Source organism: Agromyces sp. NPDC055661, from assembly GCF_053618135.1.
Map to the genome: position 1 here is coordinate 1,433,569 of NZ_JBSHHC010000001.1, position 26,370 is coordinate 1,459,938.

Consider the following 26,370-nt stretch of genomic DNA (forward strand, 5'->3'; position numbering starts at 1 on the left):
ACCGGTTCAAGCACACCCACCCCGGGGTTCGAATGCAGGAACTTCTCGGCGTTCGGCGGCGGGTCGCACGTCAGCGCGCGGCGTGTCGGCCGGAACTTCCTGCATTCGGCTCGGAGGGTACGGGACCCGCGAGTCCGGTTACCGGATCGAGAAGTAGCTCACCGAGCCGCCGCCGTTGGCGAGGGCGGTGTCGACGTCCCAGTAGTCGGCGTCCTTCGTGTGGCCCCCGACCCAGACCTTCGTCCCCGCATCGGTGTGCTCGACGCGCGTGACGACGGCGGTGTGGTCGCGGTCGCCCGAGTCGTCCCAGTCGAACTGGGCGATGTCGCCCACCTTGACCTGCGAGCGCTGCGAGTCGTCGAGCTCGGTCGCCCGGTCGGTGCGGGTCCGCAGGTAGTCGCGCAGGGCCGTGGAGCTCGCCCAGCTCGGCGACATCGCGCCGCTGCCGTCGAGGTACCAGCCCCCGTCCATCGTCCAGCCGCGTGCGACGAGCGACTGGCTCGCGAAGTTCGCGCAGTCGTAACCGTCGATGACCGGGTACTGGGCGGTGTTGTAACTGCTCCAGTAGGCCAGCACGTAAGCGACCTGCGCATCGATGCCGGGATCGCTCGTGTAGGTGAGGGTGAGCGTCCTGGGCGTGGTCGGCGCCGCGGTGACGGGCTGGCCGGTGAGGGCGCCCTCGAGCGGCTGCACCACGGAGGTGCCGGCGGCGACCACGGCCGTCGGCATCTCGACGTCGATGGGCTGGCCCGCGGCATCCGCGAAGTGCACCTCCGCCGTCGAGCCGGTCGCGGTGTCGGCGACGGCCGGCACCGCGAAGGTGACCTGGCCGTCGTCGGCCGACACGATGCTCGCAGCGGTGTCGCCCACGCTGACGGCGGCGACCTGGTCGAGCTGCTCGCCCGTGACGGTCACCTGCGTACCGCCGGTGAACGGCGCCGAAGTGACGGAGAGCTCACCCGTGACGGACGGGCCCTCGTCGACCTGCGGCGCGGGCTCGGCGGCGATCGTGTCGGTCGGGGTCGCGTGGTCTGCCGCGGTCGCCGAGACCACGGTGCCGGGCGACGCGTCGTCGTTCGCGGCCGCGGCGACGGCACCGAACGCGGTCACGCCCATGATCGCCGACGCGCAGCTGAGGGCGACCGTGCGGCGGAACGCGGCGCCCGGCGTGCGGCGGTTGCGCACGCGCTCGGCGCGGTGGCGCGGGCCCTTCGTGCGCAGACGGGGCTCGGTCGTCGGCTCGGGCTCGTCGGCGGCGTCGGGCTCGAGCGCGGTCGTCGGCTCGGGCTCGTCGGCGGCGTCGGGCTCGAGCGCGGTCGTCGGCTCGGTCGTTTCGGCGGTTGCGTCGGCATCGGCCGCGAGGACGGCGAGGGTCGCGTCCTGCTCATCGGCCTCATCGAAGCGGACGTTGCGGGTCGCGTCCTGCTCGGCCTCGATCGCCGGCTCCTCGGGAGCGGGGATCGCCTCGAACTCGGAAGCCGCACCCGGCTGCCAGTCGGCGCCGAGTTCGACCGTCACGGACTCGGTCGGGTCGATGGCGCCGATCGCAGCCGCGACGTCGTCAGGGGACGAGGGGGCGCGGAAGGTGGTGCGGAAGCGCAGGGGAAGCTCAGGGGTATCAGGGGTCTTTGGCACAGCGAGGGATCCGGGGGTGTCGGCATTAAGGGGGACACGACAGCCCACCACGCGTGATTGTGAGGAACCCTCTCGCTTACTGGGAGAAGCATGAGAGCGCGATCACGACCATGACTCGGCATTGGGCGCCGCATGCGGCCACGGCGCCGCGTCCACAACCACGAGGAATCCTCGCAAGGGACCCACCGACCTTACGCCGGGCTCCCTGAACGGTCGCTGGGATTCCATGCGTGCGCATCGGATGGACTGCTGGTCGGCCCCCCGGAATCCCGTTCGGCTGGTGGAATCCCGATCCGCCGGGATTCCAGCGCACGCGTGGGATTCCGTCGCGCAGGTGGATTCAGGAAGCAAGCGGATTCAGGGAAGCAGGCGGATTCAGGGAAGAGATGTCCGGGCCGAGGACGTCAGGCGGTGGCCTGGCGGCCGATCATCCGCAGGCGCAGCGCCGCGATCGCGAGCGGCACGAGCACGAATATCGCCACGACGTTGACGGCCGCGAACCCGCCGACGCCGAGCACGACGCCCGAGATCGCGGCTGCGCACGCGGCGGCGACGTTCATCGCGGCATCCGTCGCGCCCTGCAGCGGCACCCGGATGCGCTCGTCGACCGTGGTCGTGAGCAGGGTGGACCCGCCGATCAGGCTCGCCGACCAGCCGAGGCCGAGCAGGCCCAGCGCGAGCGGGAGCAGGAGCACGTCGTCGGGCGGGGCGAGGATGCCGATGACCGTGGCGGTCACGAGGATCGCGGCGCCGATGCCGATGACCCGGATCGATCCGATGCGGTCGGACAGCCACCCCATGATCGGGCTCGCTCCGTACATGCCGAGGATGTGGATGCTGATCACCACGCCGACGAGCGACAGCGACAGGCCATGCTCGGACATGTGCACGGGCGTCATGACCATCACGCAGATCATCACGGTCTGCGAGCAGACGATCGCGAGGATCGCCACGAGCGCCCGCGGTTCGCGCACCGCGATCCGCAGCGCCTGCCACGAGCCGACGCGCCGGGCCGGTGGAGCGGTCGTGACGGATGCCTCTCTGCCGACGGATGCCGCAGCGGCCGCGGGCGGCGCGGCGGGGTCGACCGCGGCGGCCTCGGTCGCGGCATCCGCCGACGCCGGTCTCGCCGGCGCGACCGGACGCGGCTCGCTCGCGGCGACCGGACCCGGCTCGCTCGCGGCATCCGGCGTCGCAGAGGGGTCGATCGCGAGGTGACCCGCCTTCGGGATGCGCAGCAGCGTGGCGACGAGCACCGTGGACGTCGCGAACGCGACCGCCGAGAACACGAACGGGCCCACGAGCGGCGGCAGCCCGATGGCCTGCCCCACGGTGTCGCCGGTCTGCGAGAGCAGCGGGCCGGCGACCGAGCCGATCGTGGTGGCCCACAGCACGAGCGACATGGATCGCGCCTCGAAGCCCGGCACCGCCACCTCGGTCGCGGCGAAGCGGGCCTGCAGGCTCGCGGCCGCGGCCGCACCGAACGCGGCGAGGCCGAGGAAGACCAGCGGGGCGATGGCGCTCGCGGCCGCGACGATCACGATCACGGCGCCGACGAACGCGAGCGCATAGCCCGTCGCGAGCGCGACGTGACGACCCAATCGCACGGCGAGCTTGGCCAACGGCACCGCGACGATGGCGGCGCCCAACACGCTCGACGACTGCGCCAGCCCGCCCATCGCGAGGGCGCCCGTGAGGTCGGTGGTGAGGATCGCGGCGAGCGCCATGCCCGTCGCCACGCCCACGCCGGCGAGCAGCTGGTTGACGATGAGCACCGCGAGCCCGAGGCCGCGCCGCGGCATCCGCGTGCCCTCGGCCGTCGTCGCATCGGTGCGAGCGGTCATCGGATCAGCCGTAGTCGGGAGCTGCCGGGAGGCCGAAGAACTCCTCGAGCGTGGTCACGCCGGTGTCGCGCATCTCGGTCGCGAGCTCGACGCCGACGTAGCGGAAGTGCCACGGCTCGAAGCTGTAGCCCGTGACGGGGGTCTTGTCGGCGGGGTACCGCAGGATGAACCCGAACCGGTACGCGTTGTCGCGCAGCCAGGCGCCCTCGGGCGTGTCGGCGAAGCAGACATCGAGCGAGCACTCCCCCGACAGCGGGCCGATGTCCATCGTCAGCCCGGTCTGGTGCTCGCTGTACCCGGGCCGGGCGGTCGTGGTGTCGTCGCCGTCGTAGACGTTCTCCTGCGAGGAGTACGAGCGGTAGGCGCTGTTCGACGCGAGCTCGAGGCCGGCCTCGGCGTACGCCGCGTCGAACATCGCGACCACGGCGTCGGACGCGACCTGGCGCAGCTCGGGCTCGTTCGTGTAGTCGACCGGGACCTCGACGAGGTCGGGCGGCTCGAAGTCCTGCGGATTGATGGGCCGGAGCTTGTTGACCACGACCCAGATGCTGTTCGGGTCGTCGATCGAGTTCGCCGCGCGGTTGAACGTGTCGACGCTCGCCGGCGCGGGCGCCTCGCCGGGCGACGGACGCGGCGTGGGCGTCTCCGTCTCCTCGGCGGCCGTCGACGAGTCGTCGCCCGACGACGGGAGTCCGGTCACGTAGCCGATGACCATCACCGCGATCGCCAGCAGGACGAGGCTCAGCGACCCCGCGATGACGAGCCGACGGCGCTGTCGCACCTGGTCGGACGGTCCTTGCCGCTGGCTCGAAGACACCCGACGAGTCTACGCCGTGGATGCCGCGCAGCCTGAGCGTGCGCCGGAGGGCCGGCCGCGCCGAACGTCCCGTTTCCCGACTGGTCGTCCACTCCGCGACCGGCCCCGAGCGGCGCATCCCCACCCCGGAATACATCACGGCTCGATAACGAAACGCTTTCGTGAGAGCGCTCTCTTGACATTCGTGAGAGCGCTCTCGTAGCATCTCGTCTTGCATCGTGAGAGCGCTCTCACCCTTCGGTGGAGCGTGCCTTCACGTGACCATTCCGAACCCACCATCCACACGCACACAAGGGAGTGACCGTGAAGCTTTCACGACGCACCACGGTGATCGCAGCCGCCGCAGGCGCCGCCTCGATCGCCATCATCGCCGCCGGCTGCGCGCCGGCGTCCGACTCCGGCTCGGACGACGGCGGCAAGGTCGAACTGACCGTCGCGACGTTCAACGACTTCGGGTACACCGACGAGCTCCTCCAGGAGTACATGGACGAGAACCCGAACGTCACCGTCGTGCAGAACAAGGCGGCGACGTCGAACGACGCTCGCGCGAACTACTTCCAGAAGCTCGGCAAGAAGGGCCTCGCCGACGTCGAGGCCATCGAGGTCGACTGGCTGCCCGAGGTCATGCAGTACTCCGACCTGCTGGCCGAGGTCCCCTCCGGCACCGCCGACCGCTGGCTCGACTGGAAGGTCGACGCCGCCACGGACGCCGACGGCCGCCTCATCGGCTACGGCACGGACATCGGCCCCGAGGGCGTCTGCTACCGCTCCGACCTGTTCGCCGCGGCCGGCCTCCCCACCGACCGCGAGTCGGTCGCCGCCCTGCTCGAGGGCGACTGGGCCAAGTACTTCGAGGTCGGCGCGCAGTACACCGCCGCCACGGGCAAGGCCTGGTTCGACTCGGCCGGCGGCACCTACCAGGGCATGGTCAACCAGGTCGAGGCGGCCTACGAGGACCCCGACTCGGGTGACATCACCGCGACCGACAACGCCGAGGTCGAGGACATCTACAACCAGGTGCTCGACGCGAGCGCCACGCAGTCGGCCCACCTCGGCCAGTGGAGCGACGACTGGTTCGCCGGCCTCTCGAACGGCGCCTACGCGACCATGCTCTGCCCGGGCTGGATGCTCGGAGTCATCTCGGGCAACGCCGAGGGCGTCACCGGCTGGGACGTCGCGAACGTGTTCCCGAACGGCGGCGGCAACTGGGGCGGCTCGTACCTGACCGTCCCCGCCAACGGCGCGCACGTCGAGGAGGCCCAGAAGCTGGCCGACTGGCTGACCGCTCCCGAGCAGCAGATCAAGGCGTTCGTCAACGCGGGCACCTTCCCGAGCCAGAACGAGGCGTACAGCGACGAGGCCCTCACCGGCTTCGTGAACGAGTACTTCAACAACGCGCCGGTGGGCCAGATCTTCACCGACCGTGCGAAGGCCGTCTCGGTCGCGCCGTTCAAGGGTGCGTTCTACTTCCAGATCAACGACGCGATGCAGAAGGCCCTGACCCGTGTCGAGGACGGCACGCAGGACAAGCAGGCCTCGTGGGACCAGTGGGTCTCCGAGGTCGAGGCCATCGGCTGACCTGAGGCGACGCCTCGCGTGGCGGGTCGGGCACGTCCCGGCCCGCCACGCCCCTCGCACCCGACCGGAACGCAAGGAACGACCGTGACCACGACTGCAACGACCGAGACGGCCCCGCCGTCCTCCCCGAGCCCCGACCCGGCTCGGCCCGATCGGCCCCGACGCGAACCGCGACGCATCGCGTTCGGGCACCGGCTCAGCCGGTGGGACCTGAAGCTGTCGCCGTACCTCTACGTCTCGCCGTTCTTCATCCTCTTCATCGTCGTCGGCCTGTTCCCCATCGCGTACACCGCGGTCATCTCCTTCATGGACTGGGACCTGGTACGGAACTCCGGCGAGTTCATCGGCTTCGACCAGTACGTCTACGTGCTCACGCAGCCGAAGTTCTGGATCGCCCTGCGCAACACGTTCAGCATCTTCCTGCTCTCGAGCATCCCGCAGCTGATCCTCGCGATCTTCATCGCCGCGATGCTCGACCAGAACATCCGCGCGAAGACCTTCTGGCGCATGGGCGTCCTGCTCCCCTACGTCATGGCGCCCGTCGCCGTGGCCCTCATCTTCAGCAACATGTTCGGCGACAAGTACGGCCTCGTGAACACGACGCTCGCCGATCTCGGCATCCCGCCGATCATGTGGCACAGCGACGCCTTCGCCAGCCACATCGCCATCGCCACGATGGTGAACTTCCGCTGGACCGGCTACAACACGCTGATCCTGCTCGCGGCCATGCAGGCGATCCCGCGCGATTACTACGAGGCTGCGGCGATCGACGGCGCCTCGAAGCTGCGACAGTTCTTCGCGATCACCGTGCCGAGCCTGCGCCCGACGCTCATCTTCGTCATCATCACGTCGACCATCGGCGGCCTGCAGATCTTCGACGAGCCGCGCATGTACGACCAGTACGGCACGGGTGGCGCCGACTCGCAGTGGCTGACCATCACGCTGTACCTCTACGACATCGGCTGGGGCCAGTGGAACTTCGGCCGTGCCGCCGCGCTCGCGTGGATCCTCTTCCTCATCATCCTGGCCATCGGCATCATCAACCTGCTCGTCACCAGACGGGTGGTGCGCGACGAGGGCTCGCGCGGCAGCCTCGGCCGCCGCGAGCAGCGCGCCGCCGCCCGTGCGGCCCGGCGCGACCTGCGTCGTGCGACCTCGTCGGGCACGCTCGCAGATGCCCCGGCTCCCACCATCGACACCCAGGAGGCCGCGCGATGAGCGTCCTGAACCCCGCACCCCTCGCCGTCGTCGAGGAGGGCATCCCGAACGCGTCCACCCAGCGCCGGCGTCCCCGCCGCGTGCAGGGCTCGCGTCCCGGCTGGTTCGTCTACACGAGCCTCGCCATCGTCCTCGGCGCGGCGATCTTCCCCTTCTACTGGTCGTTCCTGATCGGCTCCGGGGATGCCTCGACGATCCGCGACCCGAACATGTCGTGGCTGCCCGGGGGCAACTTCCTCGAGAACGCGGCATCCGTCATCAACGATCCGGCCGTGAACTTCTGGCGCGCGCTGTGGAACTCCATCTACAGCTCGGCGCTCATCGCGGCATCCGTCGTCTTCTTCTCGACGCTCGCCGGCTGGGCGTTCGCGAAGCTCCGCTTCCGCGGCTCGAAGTGGCTGCTCGTCTTCGTGGTCGCCACGATGGCCGTGCCGACGCAGCTCGGCGTCGTGCCGCTGTACATCCTGTTCAGCGACCTCGGCTGGACGGGGAACATCGGGGCGATCATCATCCCCGCGCTGACCAGCGCCTTCGGCGTGTTCTGGATGACCCAATACCTGCAGCAGGCGGTGCCCGACGAGCTCATCGAGGCGGCCCGCGTCGACGGCGCGAGCTCGTTCCGCACGTTCCTGACGGTGGGCCTGCCCGCCGCGCGGCCCGCCGCCGCGATGCTCGGCCTGTTCACGTTCGTGTCGGCGTGGAACAACTTCTTCTGGCCGTTCATCGTGCTCGACCGCAACGACCCGACCCTGCCCGTCGCGCTCTCGCTCCTGCAGTCGAACTACTTCGTCGACTACTCGATCGTGCTCGCCGGCGTGCTGCTGTCGACCATCCCCCTCCTCATCCTGTTCGTGTTCGCGGGCAAGCAGCTCGTGAGCGGCATCATGGCGGGAGCCGTGAAGGGATGACCATCGAACTCCGAGAGGACCGCACCGCCGTGACCGATCTGGCCACATCCACCATCGCCCCCGCACGCGACTTCCCCGCCGACTTCCTGTTCGGCACCGCGACCGCGGCCTTCCAGATCGAGGGCGCCGCGTTCGAGGACGGCCGGACCGCGTCGATCTGGGACGCGTTCTGCCGCGTGCCCGGTGCCGTGATCAACGGCGACACGGGCGACGTCGCGTGCGACCACTACCACCGGATGCCGCAGGACGTCGCCCTCATGAAGGACCTCGGCCTGCAGACCTACCGGTTCTCCACCTCCTGGTCGCGTGTGCGGCCCGACGGCGGGCCGGTGAACCAGACCGGCATCGACTTCTACTTGCGGCTCGTCGACGAGCTGCTCGGCGCCGGCATCAAGCCGTGGCTCACGCTCTACCACTGGGACCTGCCGCAGGCGCTCGAGGAGCGCGGCGGCTGGGCGAACCGCGACACCGCGGAGCTGTTCCGCGACTACGCGCTCTCGGTGCACGACGCGCTCGGCGACCGGGTGGACGTCTGGACGACGCTCAACGAGCCGTGGTGCTCGTCGTTCCTCAGCTACACGGGCGGTGCGCATGCACCGGGCCGGCAGGACGTCGCGGCCGGCCTCGCGGCGGGCCACCACCTGCTGCTCGCCCACGGACTCGCCGTGCAGGCGCTGCGCGAGCGCGACCCCGGACTCGAGCTCGGCATCACGCTGAACCTCGCCCCGGTGCATCCGGTCGACCCCTCGGATGCGGGCGACGTCGACGCCGCCCGCCGCATCGACGGGCAGTTCAACCGCTTCTTCCTGGACCCGATCTTCCGCGGGGCGTACGCCGACGACCTGCTCGCCGACGTCGGCCCGCTCGGGCTCGACGCGGTCGTGCGGCCGGGCGACCTCGAGGTCATCTCGACGCCGATCGACACGCTGGGCGTGAACTACTACCACGGCGAGCACGTCAGCGCCCGGCCCGCGCCGGTCGCGCTCCAGGGCAGTGCGCCGACCGATCGGCCGACGCGGTCGCCGTTCCCCGCCGCGGAGGGCGTGCACTGGCACCCGCAGGGCCTGCCGACGACGGCGATGGACTGGGAGGTCGAGCCCGACGGCCTGCGCGAGCTGCTCGTGCGCGTGCATCGCGAGTACGCGGATGCCGCCGGCGTGAAGCTCTACGTCACCGAGAACGGCGCCGCCTACGACGACGCCGTCGCCGCCGACGGCGCGGTGCACGACACGGAGCGCGCGGAGTTCCTGGGCGGCCACCTCGGGGCGATCCTCGACGCGATCGACGAGGGCGCGCCCGTGCACGGCTACTTCTACTGGTCGCTGCTCGACAACTTCGAGTGGGCCTGGGGGTACGACAAGCGCTTCGGCCTCGTGCGGGTCGACTACGACACCCAGGTGCGCACCGTGAAGGACAGCGGGCTCGCGTACTCGGCGATCATCCGCGACCGGGCGCTGCCGGGTCGCTGACGCGGCATCCGGGCCTCCGCGACACGTGCGGGGGCCCGTGATTCCGCGGAAGACCGCGCGAGACCCGCGACGCAACCCGGCGCAGGAAACGACGGCGCGGAAATAGACTGACTGACATGCAGGGGGGTGGTGGCATCAAGACACGACCCACCGCGCCGACCCTCGAAGAGGTCGCGCGCGAGGCCAACGTCTCGCGTGCGACCGTCAGTCGGGTCGTGAACGGCTCCCCCAAGGTCAGCCCCGACGTCGTGACCGCCGTCAACGCGGCGATCGCGAAGCTCAACTACGTGCCGAACCGCGCCGCTCGCTCGCTCGCGAGCCGCACGTCGGGGGCGATCGCGCTCATCGTCCCCGAGGACACCACGATGTTCTTCGGCGACCCGTACTTCGCGGCGATCGTGCAGGGCATCACCCGGCGGCTCGACGAGAGCGAGTTCCTGCTCAACCTGCTCGTCGCGTCGACCGATCCGAGCCACAAGACGCTGCGCTACCTGCGCTCGGGCGTCGTCGACGGCGCGCTCGTCATCTCGCACCACGAGGGGGACGACCTGCAGCGGGAAGCCGGGCTGGCGCTGCCGCTCGTGTTCGGCGGACGCCCGTCGCAGGCGGGCGACCACATCTTCGTCGACGTCGACAACGTCGAAGGCGGGGCGACGGGCACGTCGCACCTCGTCGACATCGGCCGGCGACGCATCGGCACGGTCTCGGGTCCGCTCGACATGCCCGCCGGCGTCGACCGCCTCGAGGGCTATCGTCGGGCGATGGATGCCGCGGGCATGCCGTCGGACGCATACGAGGTCGCCGACTTCACCGCGGCCGGCGCGATGGAGGCGACCCGCCGCCTGCTCGATCGGTTCCCCGATCTCGACGGCCTCTTCGTCGCCAGCGACCTCATGGCGGTCGGCGCGTTCGCGGCACTCGCCGAGCGCGGGCGCTCGGTGCCCGACGACGTCGCGGTGGTCGGCTTCGACGACAGCCCGGCGGCGCTCTCCGGCCCGACCCCGCTCACGACCGTGCACCAGCCGTCGGAGCAGATGGGGTTCGAGATGGCCGACCTGCTGCTGCGCCACCTCGGCGGCGACACCGACGTGCCGCACCGCAACATCATGCCGACGCACCTCGTGAAGCGCGAGTCGGCCTAGCGCCCGAGCGGTACATCGCCCGATGAGTGCGACACGCGCGCACACCGAGATCACAGGCGGCGCCCATGTGCCTCGGAGGCCGCCTCCGTAGCGTGGGGATGATGGTGCAGCAGATCGCGCGCCGGGACGCGTCGGTCGACGTGATCCGGATCCTCGCGATCGTGGCCGTCGTCGCCGGTCACGTCTGGTTCGATCCTGCCGCGCGGCTGGCCACCTACACCTGGCAGGTGCCGGTCTTCTTCGTGCTGAGCGGCTACCTCGGCACCATGTCGCCCGGTCCCCTCGGCGCCTTCGTGCGACGGCGCGCCCGTTCGCTGCTCCTGCCGTACGCGGCATGGCTCCTCATCATCGGGCTCCTGCTCGGCACGATCCGCCAGCCGCTGCGCCTGCTCGAGGGCGGGTCCGGGATGCCGCACGGATTCACCGCGTTCTGGTTCGTGACCGCGTTCTTCGTCGCGCTCGTCGCGGCTGCCGTGGTCGAGCGGATGCCGCTGGCCGCCCAGTGGGCCATCGCCATCGCCCTGGTCGGCGCGGGCTGGCTGGCCGGACCCGCGATCGCGCTCGTGCCGCTCTCGGCGGGGATCGGATCGACCTGCGTCGTGTTCGTCGTAGCAGGGCGCACGCTGCGCCGCGTGCGCGACCTCCTTCCGCGGCCGGCCCTCACCGGGGTGGTCATGCTCGTCGTGGCCGTCGGGCTGGTTCTGTCGGGCGCCTCGGCGCCGCTCGACCTCAAGCAGGGCGACTTCGGTACGCCCGTCGTCAGCGTCGTGACGGCGCTCCTCATCTCGTGCGGGCTCATCCTCGTCGCCCGGCGCGCGTTCGCGAACCTCGGCGAGCGCGCCGGCTCCGTGGTGTCGCGGCTGGCCCTGTGCGGCTTCGCGGTCGTGCTGACCCACGCCGCGGTCCTCTACGGGATGCACAAGCTCGGCGCGGCATCCTGGATCGCGTTCGCCGTCGCGATCGTGGTGCCGTGGGCGTTGGCGATGGTGCTCCTGCGTACGCCGCTGGCGCCGGTGCTGTGCGGGGTTCCCCGCGGGGTTCCCCGCTCAGCCGGCGGAGGCGGGGACGCCCACCTCGAAGCGCACGCCCGCGATGCCGGCGAAGCGCGCCCGCATGACCTCGATCGCCTCGGGGTTCTCGTCGACGAGCACGAAGCGCCGGCCGAGCGTCGCGGCGACCGCGCCCGTCGTGCCTGACCCGGCGAAGAAATCGAGCACCCAGTCGCCCTCGCGCGTCGACGCCTGCACGATGCGCCGCAGGATCCCTTCGGGCTTCTGCGTCGGGTAGCCCGTCTTCTCGCGGCCGGTCGGCGACACGATCGTGTGCCACCACACGTCGGTGGGCAGCTTGCCGAGCTCGGCCTTCTCGGGCGTCACCAGCCCGGGCGCCATGTACGGCTCGCGGTCGACCGCGGTCGAGTCGAACCAGTACCGGTCGGGGTCCTTCACGTACACGAGGATCGTGTCGTGCTTCGTCGGCCAGCGCCGCTTCGCCTTCGCGCCGTAGTCGTAGGCCCACACGATCTCGTTGAGGAAGCACTCCCGGCCGAACAGCGCGTCGAGCAGCACCTTCGCGTAGTGCGCCTCGCGGTAGTCGAGGTGCAGGTAGAGCGTGCCATCGTCGGCGAGCACCCGCCACGCCTCGGCGAGCCGGGGCTCGAGGAACCCCCAGTAGTCCTCGAAGCGGTCGTCGTACCGGAGCAGGTCGCCGCGGATCCGCTCGTACTGCCGGCCCTGGAAGCCCGTGATGGTCGGGACGCCCCCTGAGCTCGTCGAAGGGGGCGCGTCCGCCGCATCGCGCGCGCCATCCGACCCGGTCACCCGCACGTGGCGGGTGGACTGCCGCGCCTGCGGTCGGCCGGTGTTGAACGGCGGATCGAGGTAGACGAGGGTGAAGGCGCCGTCGGGCAGCGACGGCAGCACCGCGAGGTTGTCCGCGTGGATGATGCGGTCTTGGTCGTCGGATGCCACGGGCACCAGTCTGCCAGCGACGCCTGCCCCCGGTGGTCGAGGAGCGCCCGACGGAGTCGGACGCGTCTCGAGACCCGACCCACCACTCAGTGCACGTGCACGTGCGTGTCGGCCGCGCCGCCCCCGACCGCCACCGGATCCTCGGCGACCGGAGCCCCCACCGCCTCCGCGACCGCACCCGCCGAGTGCACGACCCGCCCGCCCACGATGGTGACCTCGGCGTGCTCCCCGAGCAGCCCCGCGGGGTCGTGCTCGTGGCGGTAGAGGTCGTCCGACCAGACGACGAGGTCGGCGTCCATGCCCGGTGCGAGTCGCCCGCGCGACGCCTCGAGGTGCCACGCCCGCGCGCCGTGGACGGTGTACGCCTCGAGCGCGCGATCGAGTCCGACGCGCTCATCGGCTGTCCACACGTCGCGACCGTCGAGCCCCGCGCGAGTCGCGGCAGAGTACAGCCCGACGAGCGGATCCATCTCCCCCACCTGCCAGTCGCTCGAGAACGCGACGGTCGCGCCGGAGCGCAGCAGGCTGTCGAACCGCCACGCGCGGTTCCAGCGCTCCTCGCCCACGTTGTCCATCCAGGTGCCCGCCACGAGGTCGGGCGAGCAGTGGCGCGGCTGCATCGCCGCGGTCACCCCGAGCGCCCGGAATCGCGGCAGGTCGTCGGGGTGGAGGCACTCGACGTGTACGACGCCGTGGCGGCGGTCGCGCGTTCCGTTGACGCGGGCGGCGTGCTCGATCGCGTCGAGGGCGAGGCGGATGCCGCCGTCCCCGGTCGCGTGGGTGTGGGTCTGGAAGCCCATCCGGTCGAGCTCGCCGATGACGCCGACGAGCTCGCGGTCGGGATAGCTCGGCCGGCCCCGGACGCCCGGCCGGTTGGCGTAGTCCTCGAGCATGAGGGCGGTGTGCGGCTCGATGACGTCGTCGGCGTAGAGCTTCAGCGGGCCGAGCCGCAGCAGCCCCGCGGCATCCGGAGCGGCGGCCGCCCGGTCGACCGCCTCGCGCAGCCGGCGGCGGAAAGCGGCATCCGCCCCCACGGGGTGGAAGAGCGCGGTGATCACGCGCGACGTGAGCACGCCCTCGGCGAGCGCACGTTCGAAGAGCGGCAGCTCGGCCAGCGGCACCTGCGGCTCGACGACGGTCGTGATGCCGAGCGCGGTCGCCATGCGCATGCTCGAGCCCAGCTTGCGGTAGCGGCGTTCTGGCGAGTACATCGGGATGTCGCGCTGCAGCGCCGCGAGCCCCGCGACGGTCATCGCGCTCGTGTAGAAGTCGGTCACCCACCCGGTCGGCTCGCCCGTCGCCGGATCGCGCTCGGGCCGGCCCCAGGCGAGCTCGCCGCCGTCGGCGACGCCGAGTGCACGCAGCGCCGCACGGTTGAGCCAGACGGAGTGCTGGTCGTACGTCGTGACGAACACCGGTCGGTCGGTGAGCCCGTCGAGGTCCGCCGCGTTCGGACGCCTGCCCTCGACGATCGAGTAGACGGCGTTCTCGGCGCAGATCCAGTCGAGGTCGGGCCGGCGGGCGGCGAACCCCGAGATGCGGCGTCGCACCTCGGCGAGGTCGTGCGCGCCCTCGAGCGAGACGGCGTCCTCGTCGAAGCCCAGCAGCAGGTGGTTGTGGCTGTCGATGATGCCGGGCGTCACGAGCCGGCCGTCGGCCTCGATGCGTCGGCGCGGGTTCGGGGCATCCGCCGCCGGTCCCACGTAGGCGATGCGGTCGTCGACGATGCCGACGGCCCCGGCCCACGGCGCCTCGGGATCGAACGTGCGCACGCGGGCGCCGGTGATCAGCGTGTCGAGCATCATGCCGAGAACTCCTCGTCGTCGTCGCCGTGCAGTAGGTGGAGCGCGGCAGGGCTGCGTCGCAGGTAGACGCCGTAGTAGGCGAATCCGGCGCCGACGATGCAGAACGCGATCCCCAGGCTGAGCCACTGGGCGGGGTCGAGGATGCCGATGACGAAGATCGCCCCGATCGACAGCAGCGCGATCGCCGGCGGCAGCGGCCACAACGGCATCCGATAGCCACCGGTGCGTGCGGATGCCGCGGCGGTCCCGTCCCGGTCGGCGGATGCCGCGGCATCCGTCGCACCCCGACGCCGCACCACGAACGCGGCCAGCGCGATGAACCCGTAGCTGAACGCGAGCGTCGAGCCGGTGGCGTTCAGCAGCACGTCGAACGGGATGAAGCACGCGGCGAGCGCGAGCACGCCCATGACGATCGTCGCGGCGACCGGCATCTTCGTCCGCGCCGACACCACCGCGAGCGGCCGTGCGATCGCGTCGGGCAGCGCCCGGTCGCGCGCCGCGGCGAACAGGAGCCGGCCCGACTGCAGCGCGATGGCGATGATCGCGTTGACGATCGCGAGCGCGATGGCCACGAGCACCACGACGGAGACCGCCTCGCCCGCGTTCGCCGAGAGGAACGACTCGACGGGCAGCGCCGCGCCGAAGAGGTCCTCGAGCGAGTCGGCGCCCATCAGGATCGCCGTCAGCGGCACGAGCTCGGCGAGCACCGTGATGCCGGCGCTCCAGAGCACGGCCTTCGCGATCGCCCGGCGCGCGTCCTTCGTCTCCTCGGCGAAGTACACGGCGCCGCCGTAGCCGTTGTAGGAGAAGATGCCCTGCGTCACGGCGAGCACGAGCCCGGCGATGCCGAGCGGCGCGAGTCCGCCCGTCGCGGCGTCGAGCGCCAGCGGGTCGAGCAGGTCGGTGATCGGGCGCTCGACGTGCACGAACCCGAGCAGGGCGAGCAGGGCGAGCGCCGCCATCTCCACGAACAGGAACGCGCCGGTGACCCAGGCGTTCGTGCGGATGTTGAAGCACGCGGTCACGACGGCGAGCGCGATGACGATGAGCGCAGTCGCCAGCGGGTCGAGCCCCGCGATCGCGACGCCGAGGTAGTCCGCGACGCCGAGGGCGAAGATCGCGACGATGAGCGGCAGGCTCACGAGGCCGATGAAGAACACGGCCGCGCCGGCCGCCGGGCCGAGCACGCGGCTGACGAGCGAGTAGTCGCCGCCGGCGATCGGATGCCGCGACGCGAGCTCCGCGTAGCAGAACGCGATCAGGATGCTGATGACGCCGGCGAGCAGGAAGCCCCAGAAGACACCGGTGCCGTAGCCGGCGAGCGCGGCGCCGCCGAGGATGAACACGCTCGACGCGGGCGAGATGCCCGAGAGCGTGATGAGGACGTTGCCGCCGACGCCGAGCGATCGCGAGAGGTGCGCGCCGTGCGTGGTGGTCGACGCCGTGTCGAGCGTCGGTGCTGGTCGGTTCAGGGCCATGGGAGGTCTTCCTCGGTCGGGGGTCCGAAGTCCCGCTTGAATTCTTCGACATCAGTGTCGAAGAATGCCGAGGAGTCTGACACGACCGGTCGGGTAGTGTCAACACATGGCACGACCGAAGCGGCAGGAAGCGCGTCGTGCCGCGCTCATCGAGGCGACGTATGCCGCGGGGCGCATGCACGGGCTGCGGTCGCTCTCGCTCACGGATGTCGCGGAGCAGGCCGGGCTCAGCCGGGGCGCGGTGCTCTACTACTACGAGGACCTCGACGCCCTGCTCGTCGAGGCGCATGCCGCGGGCGTCGAGCGCTTCTGCGACGAGCGCGACCAGCTCGTCGGCGAGCTCGACGACCCGCGCGATCGGCTCGGCGCGGCCATCGAGGCCGGGCTCCCCGCCGGCCCCGACGACGCGCTCATGAGCCTGCTCTACGAGTTCGACGTGCTCGCTGGCAACTCCGAGCTGCACGACGAGCTGGTGCAGACCATGTACCTCCGGCAGCTCGCGACGTACCGCGGCATCCTCGCCGCCGGCCGCGAGGCGGGCGTCTTCGCGCCGCGCCTCGAGGACGACGAGCTCGCGATGACCTTCGTCGCCCTCGAGGACGCGTACGGGCTGCACATCGTGGGCGGCAACGCCCTCATGACGGTCGAGGTCGCCGGCGCCGCGATGCGCGCGGTCGCGCGCGACCTCGGCTGCCCGACGAGCAGCTGAGGCCGCGGCATCCGACCGCCTACTGCACCGGCACCGCCCCCGCGAGCTGCGACCGTCGGCGGGGCGTCCAGCCCGGACGCGGCACCGCGGCGACCAGCGTGCGCGTGTACACGTGCGCCGGGCGGTCGAGCACCTGGCGCGTGTCGCCCTCCTCGACGACGACGCCCTGCTCCATGACGATCACCCGGTCGGCGATCTGGTTGACGACCGCGAGGTCGTGCGTGATGAACAGGTAGCTCACCGGGCGCTGCGCCCGCAGGTCGGCGAGCAGGTTGAGGATCTGCGCCTGGATCGACACGTCGAGCGCGGCGACCGCCTCATCGAGGATGACGAGCCGCGGGTTCGCCGCGAGCGCGCGTGCGATGGCCACGCGTTGGCGCTGGCCGCCCGACAGCTCGTGCGGCAGCCGGTCGGCGAACCCGTCGCCGAGGCCCACGTCGTCGAGGAGGGCCTCGACGACGAGCCGGCGATCGGCGCGCGAGAGCTCGGGGCGGTGGATCCCGACGGACGTGTCGACGACGGCGCCGACGCGCTGGCGAGGGTTGAGCGACGAGTACGGGTCCTGGAACACGTACTGCACCTCGCTCGCCCACCGCGCCCGGTCGCGATGCCGGGTCGGCGGGCGGCCGCGCTCCACGCCGTCGATCGCGACGGTGCCCGACGTCGGCCGCTCGAGGCCGACGACCGCCTTGGCGACCGTCGTCTTGCCCGAGCCCGACTCCCCCACGATCGCGAGGCACTCGCCGGGATGGACGTCGAGGTCGATCCCATCGACGGCGACGACGGGATCGCCGCCGCGCACGGGCGACGGGTACTCCTTGCGGAGCTGCCGGACGGACAGGACCGGGGTGGCGTTCATGCGATGCTCCTCGCCTTCAGCTGCTCGTGGGTCGTGCGGTTGTAGCGGAGCACGGGCAGGCGCTCGGCCCGCACGTCGATGCCGGGCCGAGCGGCCAGGAGCTCCCTGGTGTACGGATGCCGCGGATCCTCGGCCACGTGCGGCCCCTCCTCGACGATCTCGCCCGCGTACATCACGGCGATCCGGTCGCAGCATGCGGCCGCGAGCTCGAGGTCGTGCGTGATGAACAGGAGGGCGAGCCCGCGCTGGGCGCGCTGCTCCTCGAGGATCGCCATCACGTCGGACTGCGCGGTCACGTCGAGCGCGGTGGTCGGCTCGTCGGCGAGCAGCAGTCGCGGTTCGGCGAGCAGCACCGACGCGATGAGCACGCGCTGCAGCAGGCCGCCCGAGAGCTGGTGCGGGTACTGCCGCAGTCGCTGGCCCGGATTTCGAACGCCGACGTCGGCGAGCAGGGCGACCGCTCGCTCCTCGGCCTCCGCGCGGGAGACGCCGCGCGTCGTCCGGAGCGCCTCGGTGAGGAAGTCGTCGACCCGGTGCACCGGATTGATGTGCGCCCGCGGGTCCTGGAAGATCATCCCCACCTCGCGGCCGCGGAACCGCCGCAGTTCGTCGCGGCCCATGCCGAGCACGTCGCGGCCGTCGTACGAGATCGATCCGCCGACGCGGAACGACGTGGGCAGCAGCCGCATCACCGTCCGGGTGGTCAGCGACTTGCCCGAGCCCGACTCGCCGACGAGCGCGACCGCTTCGCCGGCACCGACGCCGAGGCTCACGCCATTCAGCAGGCGCTTGGATCCGGCTCGCGCGGGGGTCTCGACCGTGAGGTCGCGGATGGAGAGCAGCGGCTCGGTCATTTCGGGCTCCTTGCCGAGGCGGTGAGTCGGTCGCCGATGACGGTGACGCAGAGGACGATGAGGACGATGAGCGTGCCCGCCGCGGCGGACTCCATGAAGAACCCGCGCAGCACGCTGTCGAAGCCGCTCTTCACCATGAGGCCGAGGTCGGCCGTCGGCGGCTGCACCCCGAGGCCGAGGAACGAGACCGCGGCGAGGTCGATCACCGCGAATCCGAGCGCCGAGACCGCCTGGGCCACGATGAGCGGCGTCAGGTTCGGCAGCAGCTGCCGGGTGGTGATCGCGCCCCCGCGCTGGCCCTGCAGCCACGCGGCCGAGACGTACGGCAGGCTCCGTTCGCGCAGGGCTGCGCCGCGCACGACGCGGGCCACGTACGGGATGTACGCGATCGTGAGGCCCGCCACGACGGTGCCGAAGCTCGGACCGAACAAGGCGACCGCGATGAGGGCGAACACGATGCCGGGCACCGCGAACATCACGTCGAGGACCCATGAGATCCCGGCATCCGTCCTGCCTCGGAACCAGGCCGCCGTCAGGGCGAGTGCGGTGCCGACGAGCGTCGACAGCACGATGACGATGCCGGGACCGACGATCGTGAGGCGTGCGCCCCACATCAGCCGCGAGAGGATGTCGCGGCCGAGCGCGTCGGTGCCGAGCCAGTGCGCGGCGCTGGGCGAGGCGAGCACGTTCAGCAGGTCGGGCTCGTCGGGGTCGTACGGGGCGATCCACGGTGCGAGCGCCGCGACGAGGATGATGACGCCGAGCACGACGGCGGCGGTGACGCCGACGGCGCCGAGGCGGTCGACGAGGCCCGAGCGCCGGCGCGTCGACGCGCGGAACGCGGGCAGGGCGGTGGTGGTGAGCACGGACTGGCTCATGCGGTCCTCCCGAGGGCGATGCGCGGGTCGATGACGCTGTAGAGCACGTCGACCACGGCGTTGATGATGACGAAGCCGAAGACCATGACGAGCACGACGGCCTGAACGACCGCGAAGTCCCGCTGCAGGATGGCCTTCACGAGGAGCGACCCGAGCCCGTCGATCGCGAACACGTTCTCGACGACGACTGCGCCGGCGATGAGCGACGCGATGGTCAGGCCGAGCACGGTGGTGATCGGGATGAGCGCGTTGCGCAGGATGTGCCGGCGGATCACGACCTGGCGCGGGAGCGCCCGGGCGACCGCCGTCTGCACGTGCTCGCGGCCGCGCTCCTCGTCGACCGAGGCGCGGGTGATCCGGACCAGGTACGCGGCGCCGCCGACGCTGAGCGCGATGGCGGGCAGCGTCAGGTGGTACACCGTGTCGAGCCCGCCCGAGCCGCTCCCGAACACGGGGAACCAGCCGAGCGCGACCGCGAAGACGCTGATCAGGGCGACGCCGATGACGAACACGGGCGTCGAGAGCGCGACGGAGGCGAGCGATGAGATCGTGCTGCCGGTCGCGCCGCCGCGCAGTGCGGCGGTCGTGCCGAGCACGATGCCGACGATCGCGATCACGACGGCGGCGATCGCCACGAGCGCCGCGGTGGTGCCGATGCGCCCGTCGATCATGTCGGAGACGTCCTGCCGGTAGACGATCGACTGGCCGAAGTCGCCGTGGAGCACGTCGCCCAGCCAGGCGACGTACCGGGCGAGGAACGGCTCGTCGAGGTGGTACTTCTCGGTCACCGCAGCGATCTGCTCCGGCGTCCCGCCGCGCGGGCCGAGCAGGAACGACAGCGGCGTGCCGGGCGCGAGGTAGAGCAGCCCGAACACGAGGAACGACGTGACGAGCAGCACCAGCAGCAGGCTGCCGAGGCGCTTCAGCGCGTAGATGGCGATGTTCACTTCGACTCCGTTCCGCCGATGGTCGCGGCCCACGGCTGGTAGAGGTAGGCCATGGAGGCCGTGGCGCCCGAGACGCGGGCGTTCTGCACGAGGATCGTCGGCAGCGAGACGAGCGGCGTCCACGGCACGTCGCGCGTGACGGCCGCCTGGATGTCGATGACCTTGCGCGCCCGCTCGGCCGGGTCGAGCGTGGCGATCGCCTCGCCGACCTGGTCGCTCACCTCGTCGTAGGCGCCGTAGTTGTTGTAGCCGCCGGCGACGAACATCGTGTACGCCTCGAGCGGGTCGGGGAAGTTGCCGTACCAGGTGGTGAAGAACCCGTCGAGGCCCTCGCGTGCGGTCGGGTCGTTGTACAGGTTGCCGAACTGCTCGACCGGGATCACCTTGGTGCGGATGTCGAGGCCGAGCTTGCGTCCGGCGGCCTGGATCACGTTCGCGGTCTGCTCGTGCACGGCCGAGCTGCCCTGGATGCCGATCACGATCGGGTCCTGCGGGCCGGCCTCCTCGAGCAGGGCCTTCGCGCGCTCGACGTCGGTGTCGACGTCGAACTCGTCGTTCGCGGCGGCGAACGCCTCCTCCTCGTAGCCCCAGTAGTCGGGGCCGGCGAGCGACGGCGTCGGGAGCGCGGCGCCCTGGAGCACCACGTTGGCGATCGCCGTGCGGTCGATGATCGCGGAGAGTGCCTGGCGCACGCGCACGTCGGCCATCGGACCGGTGTCGTTCGCGCCGATGAGCGCGAAGAACACGAGCGACTCGCCGGAGTCGAGCGTGAGCGCGTCGTCGTTCTGCAGCTGGATGAGGCCGGCGGGCGGCAGGTAGAAGTACTGTCCGTCGATCTCGCCGCTGCGCAGCGCGTTCACGGCCGTCGACTCGTCGGCGATGAAACTGAACTCCACGCGCTCCGCCTTCGGGCGGAGCGCGTCGTCCCAGTACGCGTCGTTTCGCTCGATCACGAGGTCGCGGCCGGGCTCCCACGACGCGAAGCGGAACGGCCCGGTGCACATCACGCCGGTCTGCGGCGTGCCGTAGCCCTCGCCGGCGTCCTCGGTGAACGCCTGCTCCGAGATCGCGCCCGCGGCCGTGGCCATCGCCTGCTCGAACAGGGCGTCGGGCTCGGTGAACCGCACGGTTACCTCGAACGGGCCGGTGGCCTCGATCGACGCGACCTTGCCGTAGTACCCCGCGAAGTACGAGCCGTTGTCGGGGTCGAGCTGGCGGTTCAGGCTGTACGCGACGTCGTCGGCCGTCATCGGGTTGCCGTCCCAGAACTCGACGTCGTCGCGCAGCTCGTAGACCTGGGTCAGGTCGTCGGGCTTGTCGACCCGCACGGCCAGGCCTGGCTCGGTCTCGAGGTCGGGCGTGAGCCGCAGCATCGACTCGCAGAGGTTGGCGATGACGGTGTTCTCGGCGTAGTTGAACGAGCGCATCGCGTCGATCGAGAACGGCTCGTAGGGCAGGTTCCAGCGGAGCTCGTCGAGCTCGCCGGGCCCCGGCGGGGTGGTGGTCACGAGGTCGGACCGGTCGATGGCGGTGCCGTACGGATCGGCGCCGGGCAGCGAGCATCCGGCCAGCGCGACGGCGACGGCCGTGGCGACGAACGGGATGGCGGCTCGGGGGGCATGCATCTGGAGACTCCTTCGTCTTCGGTGCGGGTGGTCGGGGGTTCGGCGTCAGCCGGTGAGGTCGCCGTTGCGGGCGATCACGCGGCCGTTGCGGATGACGCGGGCGGGCGCCGGGCGGTCGACGACGACCTGCGCGAGGCATTCGCCGTCGAACTCGAGGCGGTCGGACGAGTCCGCATCGACGGGTCCGGCGGGCAGGCCGAGCAGCTCGGCGCCGGCGCGCGAGCAGGCGTCGTAGGCGAGCTCGAGGTCGGCGTCGGTCATCGCGTCGGTGCGGTACGCGAGCAGGTGGGCGCGGTCGACCATGCTGCCCGTGCCGAAGGGCGTCCACGAGTCGCGAACGCCGTCGGAGCCGATGGCCACGCGCACGCCGCGGTCGCGCAGGAACGCGACGGGCAGCACGGGGTCGCCCCCGAGCGCGCAGGTGGTGAGCCACACCCCGGCGTCGGCGAGCGTGTCGGCGATCGACGAGAGCGCGTCACCGGATGCCTCGGCGACCGCGAAGGCGTGGCTGATCGTGACGCGACCCTGCATGCCCTCGGCGACCGCACGTGCGGCGATGCGACGGGTCTCGTCGAGGCCCGGCTCGCCACCGTCGTGCAGGTGGATGTCCACGTCGACGCCGTGCGTTGCCGCGAGTCCGAACACCGCGTCGAGGTGCCCGTCGAGGTCCCGATCGAGGCCGACGGGGTCGATGCCGCCGACGAGGTCGGCACCCTCGCGCAGCGCCTGGTCGAGCAGGTCGAGCGTGCCGGGCGCGATGAGCAGGCCCTGCTGCGGGAAGGCGACGACCTGCACGTCGAGCAGGCCGCCCAGGCGTTCGGATGCCGCGCGCACCCCGTGCACGTTGGCGAGTCCCTGGGCCGGCCCGACGTCCACCTGCGCGCGCACCGCTCTGGTGCCGTTCGCCACGGCGGTGCGGAACAGCGCGAGCGCGCGTTCCTCGACCGAGCGGGTGTACGCAGCCTGCGTCCGCACGTCGTGCTCGATGAAGTCGCGCAGCGTCGCCGCCGCCCGCCGGGAGAGCCACGGCCCGCCCCACGACGACTTGTCGGGGTGGACGTGCGCGTCCACGAGCGGCGCGGCGACGACGGCGGTCGTCGGGTCGGATGTCGCGAACACGGTCACCTGCTTCCTCGAGAGGGATTGCTCGAACTCGAGACTGTCGTTCGAATTCGTCAGATGATATGGTTATCACACATCTTCGGAAGAGGGAACCCGCAATGCAGCAGATCGCACGCGTCTCACTGGTCGACACGGTCGTCGAACGGCTCCGTGCCGAGATCAAGAGCGGCGAGTGGCCGATCGGCAGCAAGATCCCCACCGAGGCCCGGCTCGTCGAGACGCTCGGCGTGAGCCGGCCCTCCGTCCGCGAGGCCGTCCGCTCCCTCGTGCAGCTCGGCCTCCTCGAGACCCGCCAGGGCGACGGCACCTACGTGGTGGCCGACGACGAGACCACCGTCGCACTGCAGCACGCGATCGACGGCGCCGACGACGCCGAGGTCGTCGCCGTTCGCCGCGCCCTCGACGTCGTCGCGGCGCGCGAGGCGGCGGCGAAGCGCACCGACGCCGACCTGCGACAGCTGCGCGAGGCCCTCGACGGGCGCTCCGCCGCGGTCGCCGCCGACGACCTCGCCGCGTTCATCGACCACGACGTGGCCTTCCACATCGGCATCGCCCGCGCCTCGAAGAACGCGCTGCTCACCGGCATCTACCTGAGCTTCGAGCCGTCGCTGCGCGACTCCGTGGCCCGCACGAACTGCATGGCCGTGTCCGACGACCCCGAGGGCGGGTTCCACGAGGCGCTGTTCACCGCGATCGACGGGGGCGACAGCCCGGCCGCGACCGCCGCCGCGCTCAGCGTGCTCGACGACCACGAGCAGCAGTGGCATGGGTCGCAGGACTGACCCGCGCCAGCACGGCCACCGCTCCACCGTCGTCGCGTCGGCCGCACTGGTCGTCGCCGCGGGCCTGAACCTCCGCGACCCGATCACGAGCGTCTCGGCCACGCTCGACGCCGTGTCCGCGCACTACGGACTCTCCCCCGCCGGCGCCGCGGTGCTCTCGAGCCTGCCGGTGCTGCTGCTCGCGGTCGGCGCGCCGCTCGGTCCGCTGCTCGACCGCCGATTCGGCCCCGAGCGGTCGGTCCTGGTGATCGCCGCGGCGCTCGTGCTCGCCGTCGCGCTGCGCCCGATGGGCACGGTCGCGCTCTTCGCCGGCACGATCGTGGCGGGCGCGGCCATCTCGGGACTCAGCGTGCTGATGCCGCGCGTGATCCACGACCGGCTCGGCTCGCGCGCGGGCCTCTGGTCGGGCGTGTTCTCCACGAGCTTCGGCGTGAGCGCGGCACTCGGCGCCGGCCTCACGGTCCCACTCCTCGCCGCGTTCGGCTCGCTCCCGCTCGCCCTCGCAGCCTGGGCGGTGCCGGCGCTCCTCGTGGTCGCGGTCGCGGCGATCGCGGTCGGCCGCGCCGGTCGACGGGCGACGACGCTCGCCACGGCGGGGCGGCCGCGGCATCCGGTGCACGCGGGCCGGCTGCTCTGGCAGGTGACGGCGTTCTTCGGATGCCAGGCGCTCGTGTTCTTCGCGACCGCGGCCTGGCTGCCGACGCTCTACGTCGACCGCGGCGCCACGCCCGAGCACGCCGCGGCACTGCTGGCGTGGCTCAGCCTCGCCGGACTGCCCGCCTCGCTCGTCGTGCCGGTGATCGCCGGGCGGATGCCGCGCCAGCACGTCCTCGTCGCCATCGCCGCAGCGGGAACGCTCGTCGGCCTCGCCGGAGTGGCGCTCGCGCCGGTCGAACTCGCCCCCGTCTTCACCGGGGTGCTCGGACTCGCGCAGGGCGCGGCCTTCGGCCTGGGCGTCGCCCTCATCGTGCTCAAGGCGCGGGGCGACGTCGCCGCCTTCTCGGCGTTCGCGCAGGGGTTCGGCTACGCGTTCGCCGCGCTCGGTCCGCTGGTGCTCGGGCTGCTGCACGCGGCCGCGGTGCCGTGGGTCGGGGCGGTCGGCGTGCTCGCGGCGGTCGTCGTCGGCGAGGCGATCGCGGGATGGGCGGCCGGGCGGCACGTGGTGGAGCGCGGCGCTCGTGCCGACGGGGCGGCCATCCACGCGGCATCCGATGCCGACGCGGAGCTCGCGAATGACGCGGCATCCGTTGCAGCGGCCGACACCGACGCGGTCGGGGCATCCGAGCGATGACGCACGAACTCTCGCCCACTACGGCGACCGCACCCGTCGACCTCGTCATCCGCGACGCCGACGTGCTCGCGTGCTTCGACGACGCCGGCACCGAGCTCGCCGGCGGATGGGTGGCGATCGACGACGGGCTGATCGTCGGACTGGGCGATCGAACGACGACCCCGCCCGCGGCGCGGGAGGTCGTCGACGCGCGCGGATGCGTCGTGCTCCCCGGCCTCGTCAACGCGCACCAGCACCTGTACCAGAACCTCACCCGCGCCTACGCACCCGCCGAGCAGGTCGAGAGCCTCACCGACTGGTTCTGGACGTACTTCACCGCGTGGGCCCGGCTCGACGCCGACGCCGCGGCGATCTCGACGACCGTCGGGCTCGCCGAACTCGCCCTCAGCGGGTGCACGACGAGCGCCGACCACCTCTACCTGCACCCCGAGCCCGGCTTGATCGACGCGCAGGTCGAGGCGGCCCGGGCGGTCGGGCTGCGGTTCAGCCCGGTGCGCGGATCGATGACGATCGGACCCGACGAGAACGGCGTCTGTCCGCCCGGGCTCGTCGAGCGTCTCGACGCGGTGCTCGACGAGACCGCGCGGCTCGTCGCCGAGCACCACGATCCGTCGCCGGGCTCGTTCGTGCGGGTCGGCGTCGGGCCCAGCACGCTGATGAGCAGCTCGGCCGACGCCATGGTCGAGTCGCGCCGACTGGCGGAGGCCCTCGACGTGCGGCTGCACAGCCACGTCGCCGACGATCCCGACGAGGAGGCGTTCGTCCGAGAGCGCTACGGCCGGCGACCGCTCGAGGTTTTCGAGGACCTCGGCTGGCTCAGCGACCGCACCTGGCTCGCGCACGTCGTCTACCCCGACGAGCGGGAGGTCGCGATGCTCGCCGCGACCGGCGTCTCCGTCGCGCACTGCCCGAGCATGACGATGATCGACGGCGGACTGCCCGGCGGTCCGCCTCCCATCCGGCCGATGCTCGACGCCGGCGTGAACGTGGGCATCGGATGCGACGGCGCGACCGCCGCCGACCACCAGTCGCTGTGGCTCGAGACGAAGCTCGCGATGCTGCTGAGCCGGCAGCGCGAGGGTCGTGCCACGGCGATGAGCGCCCGCGACGCACTGCGGATGGCGACGCGCGGCGGCGCCCGTGCGCTGGGCCGCGAGGGCGAGATCGGGCAGCTGTCCGTCGGCGCGAACGGCGACGTGTCGGTGTGGCGCGTCGACACGCTCCCCTACGCGGGCGTGCTCGCCGATCCGATCACCGGGCTCATGCAGTGCGGGCCGGCGTGGGCCTGGCACACGGTCGTCGGCGGACGCTTCGTCGTGCGCGACGGGCAGCTGCGGACGGTCGACGTCCCGCGGTCGCTCGAACGGCACCGGCGGGCGTCCGAGCGGATCCAGCTCGGACGCTGAGCGATCCTTCCCATCGGCCCGCGCTGAGCGTAG

21 protein-coding genes and 1 pseudogene are annotated in these 26,370 nt (G+C 71.8%); 10 read left to right on the top strand and 12 right to left on the bottom strand.

Annotation, left to right across the window (positions count from 1 at the left end; translation table 11 throughout):
* Positions 1 to 138: 138 nt before the first annotated feature.
* From ACWGO8_RS06540 to ACWGO8_RS06550, 3 genes are all read right to left on the bottom strand, one after another.
* On the bottom strand, positions 139 to 1,635 hold the full coding sequence (locus ACWGO8_RS06540) for an amidase domain-containing protein (RefSeq protein ID WP_452042284.1): 1,497 nt from the start codon (positions 1,633 to 1,635) through the stop codon (positions 139 to 141).
* A 404-nt stretch (positions 1,636 to 2,039) separates the two neighbouring features.
* Entirely contained in the window at positions 2,040 to 3,479 is a 1,440-nt protein-coding gene (locus tag ACWGO8_RS06545) for an MFS transporter (RefSeq protein WP_452042285.1), read from the bottom strand.
* Positions 3,480 to 3,483: 4 nt separating this feature from the next.
* On the bottom strand, positions 3,484 to 4,296 hold the full coding sequence (locus ACWGO8_RS06550) for a M15 family metallopeptidase (RefSeq protein WP_452042286.1): 813 nt from the start codon (positions 4,294 to 4,296) through the stop codon (positions 3,484 to 3,486).
* Positions 4,297 to 4,599: 303 nt separating this feature from the next.
* Here ACWGO8_RS06550 and ACWGO8_RS06555 point away from each other — a divergent pair, with 303 nt between their 5' ends.
* The 6 genes and pseudogenes from ACWGO8_RS06555 to ACWGO8_RS06580 all read left to right on the top strand — a co-directional run.
* The gene (locus ACWGO8_RS06555) at positions 4,600 to 5,874 is read left to right on the top strand and encodes an ABC transporter substrate-binding protein (protein ID WP_452042287.1); all 1,275 of its coding nucleotides are present in this window, start codon (positions 4,600 to 4,602) and stop codon (positions 5,872 to 5,874) included.
* Positions 5,875 to 5,958: 84 nt separating this feature from the next.
* Positions 5,959 to 7,092, top strand: coding sequence for a carbohydrate ABC transporter permease (locus ACWGO8_RS06560; RefSeq protein ID WP_376952659.1), 1,134 nt, complete (start codon positions 5,959 to 5,961; stop codon positions 7,090 to 7,092).
* The gene (locus ACWGO8_RS06565; protein WP_376952660.1) at positions 7,089 to 8,000 is read left to right on the top strand and encodes a carbohydrate ABC transporter permease; all 912 of its coding nucleotides are present in this window, start codon (positions 7,089 to 7,091) and stop codon (positions 7,998 to 8,000) included. The genes ACWGO8_RS06560 and ACWGO8_RS06565 overlap by 4 nt, the downstream gene beginning before the upstream one ends.
* Complete coding sequence (locus ACWGO8_RS06570) at positions 7,997 to 9,469, top strand: GH1 family beta-glucosidase (RefSeq protein WP_452042288.1); 1,473 nt, start codon at positions 7,997 to 7,999, stop codon at positions 9,467 to 9,469. Before ACWGO8_RS06565 ends, ACWGO8_RS06570 begins: the two co-directional genes overlap by 4 nt.
* A 116-nt stretch (positions 9,470 to 9,585) precedes the next feature.
* Positions 9,586 to 10,611 carry a LacI family DNA-binding transcriptional regulator gene (locus ACWGO8_RS06575; RefSeq protein WP_452042289.1) on the top strand — a complete coding sequence of 342 codons (1,026 nt, stop codon included), beginning with the start codon at positions 9,586 to 9,588 and terminating at the stop codon, positions 10,609 to 10,611.
* A 101-nt stretch (positions 10,612 to 10,712) separates the two neighbouring features.
* Positions 10,713 to 11,591: pseudogene (locus tag ACWGO8_RS06580) on the top strand (acyltransferase family protein); the annotation flags it as partial.
* 66 nt (positions 11,592 to 11,657) lie between these two features.
* Here ACWGO8_RS06580 and ACWGO8_RS06585 read toward each other — a convergent pair.
* The 3 genes from ACWGO8_RS06585 to ACWGO8_RS06595 form a co-directional block, all read right to left on the bottom strand.
* Entirely contained in the window at positions 11,658 to 12,581 is a 924-nt protein-coding gene (locus ACWGO8_RS06585) for a DNA-methyltransferase (protein WP_452042290.1), read from the bottom strand.
* An 86-nt stretch (positions 12,582 to 12,667) separates the two neighbouring features.
* Positions 12,668 to 14,386, bottom strand: a complete 1,719-nt coding sequence (locus tag ACWGO8_RS06590) for an amidohydrolase (protein WP_452042291.1) — start codon at positions 14,384 to 14,386, stop codon at positions 12,668 to 12,670.
* A complete protein-coding gene (locus ACWGO8_RS06595; RefSeq protein ID WP_452042292.1) occupies positions 14,383 to 15,864 on the bottom strand; it encodes an APC family permease in 1,482 nt (493 codons plus the stop codon). The genes ACWGO8_RS06590 and ACWGO8_RS06595 overlap by 4 nt, the downstream gene beginning before the upstream one ends.
* A 106-nt stretch (positions 15,865 to 15,970) precedes the next feature.
* Between ACWGO8_RS06595 and ACWGO8_RS06600 the strand changes: the two genes are divergently transcribed.
* Positions 15,971 to 16,573 (top strand): TetR/AcrR family transcriptional regulator, encoded by a 603-nt coding sequence (locus ACWGO8_RS06600; protein ID WP_452042293.1) that lies wholly within the window; start codon positions 15,971 to 15,973, stop codon positions 16,571 to 16,573.
* A 19-nt stretch (positions 16,574 to 16,592) separates the two neighbouring features.
* On the opposite strand, the gene ACWGO8_RS06605 is transcribed toward ACWGO8_RS06600, so the two are convergent.
* The 6 genes from ACWGO8_RS06605 to ACWGO8_RS06630 are packed head-to-tail and all read right to left on the bottom strand — an operon-like array spanning position 16,593 to position 22,855.
* Positions 16,593 to 17,432, bottom strand: coding sequence for an ABC transporter ATP-binding protein (locus ACWGO8_RS06605; protein WP_452042294.1), 840 nt, complete (start codon positions 17,430 to 17,432; stop codon positions 16,593 to 16,595).
* A complete protein-coding gene (locus ACWGO8_RS06610) occupies positions 17,429 to 18,286 on the bottom strand; it encodes an ABC transporter ATP-binding protein (RefSeq protein ID WP_452042295.1) in 858 nt (285 codons plus the stop codon). The genes ACWGO8_RS06605 and ACWGO8_RS06610 overlap by 4 nt, the downstream gene beginning before the upstream one ends.
* Positions 18,283 to 19,164, bottom strand: a complete 882-nt coding sequence (locus ACWGO8_RS06615; protein ID WP_452042296.1) for an ABC transporter permease — start codon at positions 19,162 to 19,164, stop codon at positions 18,283 to 18,285. Before ACWGO8_RS06615 ends, ACWGO8_RS06610 begins: the two co-directional genes overlap by 4 nt.
* The gene (locus ACWGO8_RS06620; RefSeq protein WP_452042297.1) at positions 19,161 to 20,111 is read right to left on the bottom strand and encodes an ABC transporter permease; all 951 of its coding nucleotides are present in this window, start codon (positions 20,109 to 20,111) and stop codon (positions 19,161 to 19,163) included. The genes ACWGO8_RS06615 and ACWGO8_RS06620 overlap by 4 nt, the downstream gene beginning before the upstream one ends.
* Positions 20,108 to 21,736 carry an ABC transporter substrate-binding protein gene (locus tag ACWGO8_RS06625; protein WP_452042298.1) on the bottom strand — a complete coding sequence of 543 codons (1,629 nt, stop codon included), beginning with the start codon at positions 21,734 to 21,736 and terminating at the stop codon, positions 20,108 to 20,110. Before ACWGO8_RS06625 ends, ACWGO8_RS06620 begins: the two co-directional genes overlap by 4 nt.
* 45 nt (positions 21,737 to 21,781) lie before the next feature.
* Positions 21,782 to 22,855: an amidohydrolase gene (locus ACWGO8_RS06630; RefSeq protein WP_452042299.1), complete on the bottom strand. Its 1,074-nt coding sequence runs from the start codon at positions 22,853 to 22,855 to the stop codon at positions 21,782 to 21,784.
* A 101-nt stretch (positions 22,856 to 22,956) separates the two neighbouring features.
* Here ACWGO8_RS06630 and ACWGO8_RS06635 point away from each other — a divergent pair, with 101 nt between their 5' ends.
* From ACWGO8_RS06635 to ACWGO8_RS06645, 3 genes are read left to right on the top strand one after another with little or no spacing between them, the layout of a single operon-like run.
* The gene (locus tag ACWGO8_RS06635; RefSeq protein WP_452042300.1) at positions 22,957 to 23,640 is read left to right on the top strand and encodes a FadR/GntR family transcriptional regulator; all 684 of its coding nucleotides are present in this window, start codon (positions 22,957 to 22,959) and stop codon (positions 23,638 to 23,640) included.
* Positions 23,624 to 24,931 carry an MFS transporter gene (locus ACWGO8_RS06640; RefSeq protein WP_452042301.1) on the top strand — a complete coding sequence of 436 codons (1,308 nt, stop codon included), beginning with the start codon at positions 23,624 to 23,626 and terminating at the stop codon, positions 24,929 to 24,931. Before ACWGO8_RS06635 ends, ACWGO8_RS06640 begins: the two co-directional genes overlap by 17 nt.
* The gene (locus ACWGO8_RS06645; protein ID WP_452042302.1) at positions 24,928 to 26,337 is read left to right on the top strand and encodes an amidohydrolase family protein; all 1,410 of its coding nucleotides are present in this window, start codon (positions 24,928 to 24,930) and stop codon (positions 26,335 to 26,337) included. The genes ACWGO8_RS06640 and ACWGO8_RS06645 overlap by 4 nt, the downstream gene beginning before the upstream one ends.
* Positions 26,338 to 26,370 lie beyond the last annotated feature (33 nt).